The organism is Streptosporangium sp. NPDC006007 (assembly GCF_040614315.1).
Lineage (GTDB): Bacteria > Actinomycetota > Actinomycetes > Streptosporangiales > Streptosporangiaceae > Streptosporangium.
The window spans coordinates 26,064-34,240 of the sequence record NZ_JBEXUG010000051.1; the positions used below are offsets into that span (position 1 = coordinate 26,064).

Below are 8,177 nucleotides of genomic sequence, written 5' to 3' on the forward strand. Positions count from 1 at the left end.
TCTCCGCCGCGCTCGGCGAGCGCTTCGAGGCCGTCTTCATGCCGACCTACGGCCTGCCCCCGGTGGCGCTGGTGCGCGGTGAGGGCTCGACGGTCTGGGACGCCGACGGCGGCGAGTACCTCGACCTGATCGGCGGCATCGCGGTCAGCTCGCTCGGCCACGCCCACCCCGCGCTGGTGGAGGCCGTCTCCCGGCAGGTCGCCACGCTCGCGCACACCAGCAACCTGTTCCTGCACGAGCCGGAGGTGCTGCTCGCCGAACGACTGATCGGCCTGCTCGGCGCCCCGGCCAGGGTGTTCCTCACCAACTCCGGCACCGAGGCCAACGAGGCGGCGCTCAAACTCGCCATCAAGTACGGCAGGACGAACGGTCGCACCTACTTCGTGGCCGCGGAGAACGCCTTCCACGGCCGGACCCTGGGCGCGCTCTCGCTGACCGGCAAGCCGTCGATCCGCGATCAGTTCGGCCCGTTCCCGGTGGACGTCCGCTTTGTCCCCTACGGCGACGCCGACGCGCTGAAGAACGCCGTCACCCAGGAGTGCGCCGCGGTCTTCCTCGAACCCACCCAGGGTGAGGCCGGGGTCGTCTCGCCGCCCGACGGCCACTTCAGGGCCGCCAGGGAGATCTGTGACGCGGCCGGCGCACTGCTGGTCGCCGACGAGATCCAGTCCGCGATCGGCCGTACCGGGCACTGGTTCGCCCATCGGCACGACGGTGTCCTGCCCGACGTGCTCACCCTGGCCAAGGGCCTCGGTGGCGGCATGCCGATCGGCGCCTGCGTCGGCTTCGGCCCGGCGGGCACGGTCCTGGCCAAGGGCGACCACGGCTCCACCTTCGGCGGCAACCCCGTCTCGGCCGCCGCCGCGCTCGCCGTACTCGACACGATCGAGCGCCAGGGCCTGCTGGAACACGTCAGGACGGTTGGCGCCCGGCTGGCCGGCGGCATCGCCGCGATCGGCCACCCCCTGCTCGCGGGCGTCCGCGGCCGGGGTCTCTGGCTGGCCGTCCTCCTCACCTCCGGCCGCTCCGAGCGGGTCCAGACCGCCGCGCGGCAGGCCGGTTTCCTGGTCAACGCCGTACAGCCCGACGCGGTACGGCTCGCGCCCCCGCTCGTGATCACCGCTGAGCAGGCCGACGCCTTCGTGGCAGCCCTCCCCTCCATCCTTGAGGCGGCCTCCCATGACTAGGCGCCGCGCGGACTCGCCGCGGATCAGGCACTTCCTGCGGGACGACGACCTGTCGCCCGCGGAGCAGGCCGAGGTGCTCGACCTGGCCGAGGCCATGAAGAAGGACCGGCACGGCTACCGTTCCTTCGAGGGGCCGCGGACCGTCGCCGTGCTCTTCGACAAACCCTCCACCCGCACCAGGGTCTCCTTCGCGGTGGGCATCGGTGAACTCGGCGGCCTGCCGCTGATCGTCGACGCCGGATCCTCGCAACTGGGCCGGGGCGAGTCCATCGAGGACACCACCCGGGTCCTGGAGCGCCAGGTCGGCGCGATCGTGTGGCGGACGGCGGGGCAGGAGAGGATCGAGGCCATGGCCTCGGTGTCGTCGGTACCGGTGGTCAACGCGCTCACCGACGACTTCCACCCCTGCCAGATCCTCGCCGACCTGCAGACCGTGCGGGAGCGCTTCGGCCGCACCGCCGGACTCACCCTGGCCTACTTCGGGGACGGCGCCAACAACATGGCGCACTCCTACCTGCTCGGCGGAGCCGTCGCCGGTATGCACGTGCGGATCGCCGCCCCGGCCGGCTACCAGCCGGACCCCGAGATCCTGCGCCGAGCCGGTGAGATCACCGCGAGAACCGGCGGGTCGGTCGCCGTGCTGCCCGACGCCGAGGTGGCGGCCACCGGAGCCGAGGTGATCGCCACCGACACCTGGGTCTCGATGGGCCAGGACGGCAGGGAGCGGCGGATCGCCGACCTGACGCCCTTCCAGGTCAACGCCGAGGTGATGAGCCGGGCGGCATCGGAGGCGATCGTCCTGCACTGTCTGCCCGCCTACCGGGACCTGGAGATCTCCGCCGACGTCCTCGACGGTCCGCGGAGCCTGGTGTGGGACCAGGCGGAGAACCGGCTGCACGCCCAGAAGGCACTGCTGTACTGGCTGGTCTCGGCGGCAGGGGCGGACGAAGGCGCCGGGGGACGACGGGGATCGCCCGTCACGGTGTCCGGGGGAGCCGGGAAGATGGAAGAGTCGGGGGAGTACGGAGAGTCCGCGGAGGAGGCCCCATGACGATCCCGATGACCAAAGTCGCCCGCCAGGCCCGGATCGCCGAGCTCCTCGCCCGGCAGCCGGTCCGCTCCCAGCCCGATCTCGCCAAACTCCTGCTGGAGAGCGGGGTCGAGGTCACCCAGGCCACCCTCTCCCGCGACCTGGACGAGCTCGGCGCGCTGAAACTGCGCGCCGAGGACGGCTCCCTGGTCTACGCCCTGCCGGGTGAGGGAGGCAGCCGGATCCCGCTGGCCCGGCTCGGCGGCGGAGAGTCACCGGCCGCCCGGCTGAGCCGGATCGCCGAGGAACTGCTCGTCTCCGCCGACGCGTCCGCCAACCTGGTGATCGTTCGCACGCCACCCGGCGCCGCGCAGTTCCTCGCCTCCGCCATCGACCACGCCGAGTGGAAGTCCATTCTCGGCACGGTGGCCGGGGACGACACGATCCTCGTCATCAGCCGTGACCCGATGGGCGGGGAGGCGGTCGCCAAGGCCCTGCTCCGGCACGCCGACCGACGTATCTAGCCCGCTCGCGCGGGCCGCTCAGCTCCACCCGAACACCTGTGACACAGAGACTCTGGAGATATTGATCATGACTGACCGGGTCGTACTCGCCTTCTCGGGCGGACTCGACACCTCCGTTGCCATCCCGTTCCTCGCCGAGAAGACCGGCGCCGAGGTCGTCGCCGTGGCCGTCGACGTCGGCCAGGGCGGCGAGGACATGGAGGTCATCCGCAAGCGGGCCATCGACTGCGGCGCCGTCGAGTCCGTCGTCGTGGACGCCCGCGAGGAGTTCGCCGCGGACTTCTGCGTGCCCGCCCTGCAGGCCAACGCCCTCTACATGGACCGCTACCCGCTGGTCTCCGCGCTGTCCCGCCCGCTGATCGTCAAGCACCTGGCCGCGGCGGCCAAGCAGTTCGGCGGTACCCACGTCTCGCACGGCTGCACCGGCAAGGGCAACGACCAGGTCCGGTTCGAGGCCGGCCTGGCCGCGCTCTTCCCCGAGCTCAAGGTCATCGCCCCGGCCCGGGACTACGCCTGGACCCGGGACAAGGCGATCGCCTACGCCGAGGAGAAGAACCTCCCCATCGAGACCAGCAAGAAGAACCCGTACTCCATCGACCAGAACATCTGGGGCAGGGCGGTCGAGACCGGCTTCCTAGAGGACATCTGGAACGGTCCCGTCGAGGACGTCTACTCCTACACCGCCGACCCGGCCGAGCCGCGCGAGGCCGACGAGGTCATCATCAGCTTCGTCAAGGGCGTCCCCGTCGCGCTTGACGGCCGGCACCTCACCCCGTTCCAGATCGTCTCCGAGCTCAACCGCCGCGCCGGCGCCCAGGGCGTCGGCAGACTCGACATGGTCGAGGACCGGCTCGTCGGCATCAAGTCCCGCGAGATCTACGAGGCGCCGGGCGCCATCACGCTGATCACCGCGCACATGGAGCTGGAGAACGTCACCGTGGAGCGGGACCTCGCCCGGTTCAAGCGGTCGGTGGACCAGCGCTGGGGCGAGCTCGTCTACGACGGCCTGTGGTTCTCCCCGCTCAAGAAGGCCCTGGACGTCTTCATCGCCGAGGCACAGCAGCACGTCACCGGCGAGATCCGGATGACCCTGCACGGGGGCCGGGCCACGGTCACCGGCCGACGCTCCGAGGCGTCGCTCTACGACTTCAACCTCGCCACCTACGACACCGGCGACACCTTCGACCAGTCTCTGGCCAAGGGCTTCGTCGAGCTGTGGAGCCTGCCCTCCAAGATCGCCGCGGCCCGGGACGCCCGTCCGGCCTGATTGGGCTAAGGTCGCGGATTGAATGGGGAGGAGAACAACGGTGACTGATGGTGGTAAGCCGATGCGGCTGTGGGGCGGCCGGTTCGAAGGAGGTCCGGCCGACGCGCTGACCAGGCTCTCGGTGAGCGTCCACTTCGACTGGAGGCTCGTGCCGTACGACCTGCTGGCGTCGCGCGCGCACGCCCGGGTGCTGCGCCGCGCCGGCCTGCTCACCGAGGACGAGCTGGGACGTATGATCGGCGCCCTGGACGACCTTGAGCGGGCCTGCAAGGCGGGCGAGTTCCGGCCGACCGTGGCCGACGAGGACGTCCACACAGCGCTGGAGCGCGGTCTGCTGGAACGCCTCGGCACGCTCGGCGGCAAGCTCCGCGCGGGGCGCAGCCGCAACGACCAGGTCGCCACCGATCTGCGGCTCTACCTCCGCGACCATGTCAGGCACATCGTGTCCCGGCTGGTCGAGCTGGAGACCGCGCTGATGAGCCAGGCCGAACAGCACGCCGAGACGGCGGCCCCCGGCATGACCCACCTGCAGCACGCCCAGCCGGTCTCCTTCGGCCACCAGCTCCTGGCCCACGTCCACGCCTTCGCCCGCGACATCGATCGGCTGCGCGACTGGGACCGGCGCGCGGCGGTCTCCCCGCTCGGCTCCGGAGCGCTGGCCGGATCGTCCCTGCCGCTGGATCCGCAGGCCGTGGCCAGGGAACTGGGCTTCGACTCCGCCGCGCCCAACTCGATGGACGCGGTCGCCGACCGTGATTTCGCCGCCGAGTTCCTGTTCGACGCGGCGATGATCGGCATGCACCTGTCGCGGCTGGGCGAGGAGATCGTCCTGTGGGCCTCGCAGGAGTTCCGCTGGATCGAGATGGACGACGCCTACTCCACCGGCTCATCGATCATGCCGCAGAAGAAGAACCCGGACGTGGCCGAGCTCGCCCGGGGCAAGAGCGGCCGCCTCATCGGCAACCTCACGGCGTTGCTGACCACCCTCAAGGGCCTGCCGCTGACCTACAACCGCGACCTCCAGGAGGACAAGGAGCCGGTGTTCGACTCCGTCGACACCCTGCTGCTGGTTCTGCCCGCCGTGGCCGGCCTGGTCGCCACCATGCGCGTCAACACCGCCAAGCTGGCGGCCTCGGCCCCCGACGGGTTCGCGCTCGCCACCGATCTGGCCGAACTGCTGGTCCGCAAGGGTGTGCCGTTCCGCGAGGCGCACGAGGCGGTCGGCCACCTGGTGGTCTGGTGCCAGGTCAACGACAAGGACTTCGACCAGCTCACCGACGACGAGCTGGCCAAGGTCTCGCCGCACTTCACCCCCGACTCCCGTGAGGTGCTCTCGGTTCCGGGGGCTCTGGCGGCCCGCAAGGCACACGGCGGCACGGCCCCGGACCGGGTCCGCGACCAGCTCGTCGAGCTGAGGGAGACCGTCGACGGTCAGGCCGGATGGGCGAACGGGGGCTGACAGCCGGTGACGGGCCCGGCGGGCACCCGCCCGCCGGGTCCATGCCACTGACCCGAGACTTCTTCGACCGGCCGGGGCACGAGGTCGCCCCCGACCTGCTGGGACGGGTGATCACCCACGGGCCGGTCTCGATCCGCCTCACCGAGGTCGAGGCGTACGGCGTGCCCGGACAGGATCCCGCGTCCCACACCTTCCGAGGCCGGACCCCGCGCAACGCGGTGATGTTCGGGCCGCCGGGGCACCTGTACGTCTACTTCACCTACGGCATGCACTTCTGCGCCAACCTCGTCTGCCTGCCCGAGGGGGTCGGCTCGGGGGTGCTGCTGCGGGCCGGTGAGGTGATCTCCGGGCGCGAGGTCGCCATGGCCCGCCGCACGGCCGGTGCGAGCCGTACCGTCACCGGTCGCGACCTCGCGCGCGGTCCCGCCCGGCTGGCCGTGGCGCTCGGCTTCGCGAGGGAGCACAACGGTCTCGACGCCTGCCCGCCCGGCCCGATCGCCGTGCTGGAGGGCGAACCCGCCGGGCCCGTGTCGATCAGGTCGGGACCGCGCGTCGGGATCTCCAGGGCGCGGGAGACGCCCTGGCGGTTCTGGATAGACGGAGACCGCACGGTCTCCCCCTACCGGCTTCACGTTCCGCGCCGCCGGTAGGTCTCTCACCCCGTTCGCCTGGACGCGCCCGGTTCCGGCCTGGACGCGCCGTCCGGGGAGTTCACGCTGGTCGTCTGGGTGCGGTGAGGTTTCCGGGTGGCGGAGTGGTGTCGTGATCGGGCAGGCTGTAGACGAAGCCGTATGTGATCCTTCGAGCATTGGAAAGCAAAGATCGTGACCGACATTCTGGATGACCTCGCCTGGCGCGGCTTGATCGCGCAGTCCACCGACGTCGACGCCCTGCGCGCGGCGATGGCCGAGGGTCCGATCACGGTCTATTGCGGCTTCGACCCGACCGCGCCCTCACTGCACGTCGGCAACCTGGTCCCGCTGCTGACCCTTACCCGCATGCAGCGGGCGGGTCACCGGATCATCGGCCTGGTCGGTGGTGCGACGGGCCTGATCGGCGACCCCAGCGGCCGGAGCACCGAGCGCTCGCTCAACTCCTCCGACACCGTCGCCGAATGGGTCGCGCGCATCCGCGTCCAGCTGGAGAGGTTCCTCGACTTCTCCGAGGAGAGCGGGGGGATCCTGGTCAGCAACCTCGACTGGACCGAGAACATGTCCGCGATCGACTTCCTGCGTGATGTCGGCAAGCACTTCCCGGTCAACCGCATGCTCGCCCGTGAGTCGGTCTCCGCCCGGCTCGGCGGCGAGGGGCTCAGCTACACCGAGTTCAGCTACCAGATCCTGCAGGCCAACGACTATCTGGAGCTGAACAGGCGGTACGGGTGCGCGCTGCAGATCGGCGGCAGCGACCAGTGGGGCAACATCACCGCGGGCACCGACCTGGTCCGCAGGGTTACCGGCGGCCACGTGCACGCGCTGACCGTACCGCTGATCACCAAGGCCGACGGGACCAAGTTCGGAAAGACCGCCGGCGGCGCGGTGTGGCTCAACCCGGAGATGACCTCGCCGTACGCGTTCTACCAGTTCTGGCTGAACGCCGACGACCGAGATGTGGTGAAGTTCCTGAAGATCTACAGCTTCAGGTCCCGGGAGGAGATCGAGCGGCTGGAGAAGGCGGCGGTCGAACGGCCCGCCGCACGCGAGGCCCAGCGCGCGCTCGCGACGGAGTTCACCACGTTGCTGCACGGTGCCGACGAGTGCGCCGCGGTGGTCGCGGCCTCGGCGGCCCTGTTCGGTCAGGGCTCGCTGGAGGGCCTGCCCGCGCGGACGCTGGGAGAGGCGCTCGCTGAGGTGCCGCGCGCCGAGATCTCGGTGCTGGGAGCCTCGTTCGTCGACCTGCTCGCCCAGAGCGGGCTGGTGGAGTCGAAGTCCGCAGCCCGCCGGGCGGTCAAGGAGGGCGGCGCCTACCTCAACAATGTGAAGATCACCGATGAGGGCTACGTGCCGTCGGCCGAGGACCTGCTGCACGGGCGTTTCCTGGTGCTCCGCCGGGGCAAGCGCTCCGTTGGAGGGGTCGAGCTCGTCGCCGCTTGAGCCTCCGTGCGCTCTCATGTCACCTGTGTGATCGTGTGCGGCTCTGGTGATTCGTGAGGTGAACGCCCCGGCTTTGGCCGGGGCGTTCACTGTTTAGATCGGTAACGTTTGGGTAGCGAAGGAAGCCGGTTTTCCGCTGAGGTAGGGGTGACCTGCGATTTCTTCCGATTCTGCTGATTTGACGGGGTTCTGGGGGCCATCTAATGTTCTCAATGCCCCGGGAGTGAGCCGGACACCTGAATGGTGGACGGGCCCAGGGGGCGACCCCCTTCAGTGAGCCTCACGTTCGGGTTGCGTTCAGATCATCGAAAAACCAGATGATTTGACGTGCCCTGAGTGGCAAGGTAAGTTGGGAGGGTTGCTCCGGAGACGGGGTGGTGGGAATTCTAGTGGGTTTGCCGGGTTTGGGTGTGCTGTTGCGGATGTGACGGTTTGACACGAATCTGGCGCTCCTGGTAGGATGATGATACGGAAGTGTGCGCCCCGGGCGCCGTTCCACTCTTGCGGGTGGGGGCGGAGGGTCCGGTGAACGCGTCCGTTTCTTGAGAACTCAACAGTGTGTTAAAAGCCAGTGCATGATGCACAACCCCGCCCCTGTCCGCGCTCTTCGCGGGCGT

7 protein-coding genes are annotated in these 8,177 nt (G+C 70.0%); all 7 read left to right on the plus strand.

Annotated features, from left to right (window positions below; all coding sequences use genetic code 11):
* The first annotated feature begins 38 nt into the window (after positions 1–38).
* The 7 genes from ABZ194_RS27030 to tyrS all read left to right on the plus strand — a co-directional run bounded on the left by ABZ194_RS27030 (position 39) and on the right by tyrS (position 7,560).
* The gene (locus ABZ194_RS27030) at positions 39–1,187 is read left to right on the plus strand and encodes an acetylornithine transaminase (protein WP_355599832.1); all 1,149 of its coding nucleotides are present in this window, start codon (positions 39–41) and stop codon (positions 1,185–1,187) included.
* A complete protein-coding gene (argF, locus tag ABZ194_RS27035) occupies positions 1,180–2,238 on the plus strand; it encodes an ornithine carbamoyltransferase (RefSeq protein ID WP_355599824.1) in 1,059 nt (352 codons plus the stop codon). Before ABZ194_RS27030 ends, argF begins: the two co-directional genes overlap by 8 nt.
* Entirely contained in the window at positions 2,235–2,741 is a 507-nt protein-coding gene (locus ABZ194_RS27040; RefSeq protein WP_355599825.1) for an arginine repressor, read from the plus strand. Before argF ends, ABZ194_RS27040 begins: the two co-directional genes overlap by 4 nt.
* A gap of 67 nt (positions 2,742–2,808) precedes the next feature.
* The gene (locus ABZ194_RS27045) at positions 2,809–4,008 is read left to right on the plus strand and encodes an argininosuccinate synthase (RefSeq protein ID WP_355599826.1); all 1,200 of its coding nucleotides are present in this window, start codon (positions 2,809–2,811) and stop codon (positions 4,006–4,008) included.
* Positions 4,009–4,048: 40 nt separating this feature from the next.
* Positions 4,049–5,467, plus strand: a complete 1,419-nt coding sequence (gene argH / locus ABZ194_RS27050) for an argininosuccinate lyase (RefSeq protein ID WP_355599827.1) — start codon at positions 4,049–4,051, stop codon at positions 5,465–5,467.
* Between the two features lie 41 nt (positions 5,468–5,508).
* Positions 5,509–6,117: a DNA-3-methyladenine glycosylase gene (locus tag ABZ194_RS27055; RefSeq protein WP_355599828.1), complete on the plus strand. Its 609-nt coding sequence runs from the start codon at positions 5,509–5,511 to the stop codon at positions 6,115–6,117.
* Between the two features lie 174 nt (positions 6,118–6,291).
* Positions 6,292–7,560, plus strand: coding sequence for a tyrosine--tRNA ligase (gene tyrS / locus ABZ194_RS27060; protein ID WP_355599829.1), 1,269 nt, complete (start codon positions 6,292–6,294; stop codon positions 7,558–7,560).
* Positions 7,561–8,177 lie beyond the last annotated feature (617 nt).

Excerpts from the sequence above, each read along its gene's own strand:
- ABZ194_RS27030 (WP_355599832.1), top strand. The coding sequence starts at position 39 with ATGCCGACCTACGGCCTGCCCCCGGTGGCGCTGGTGCGCGGTGAGGGC.
- argF (WP_355599824.1), top strand. The coding sequence starts at position 1,180 with ATGACTAGGCGCCGCGCGGACTCGCCGCGGATCAGGCACTTCCTGCGG.
- ABZ194_RS27055 (WP_355599828.1), top strand. The coding sequence starts at position 5,509 with ATGCCACTGACCCGAGACTTCTTCGACCGGCCGGGGCACGAGGTCGCC.
- ABZ194_RS27045 (WP_355599826.1), top strand. The coding sequence starts at position 2,809 with ATGACTGACCGGGTCGTACTCGCCTTCTCGGGCGGACTCGACACCTCC.
- ABZ194_RS27040 (WP_355599825.1), top strand. The coding sequence starts at position 2,235 with ATGACGATCCCGATGACCAAAGTCGCCCGCCAGGCCCGGATCGCCGAG.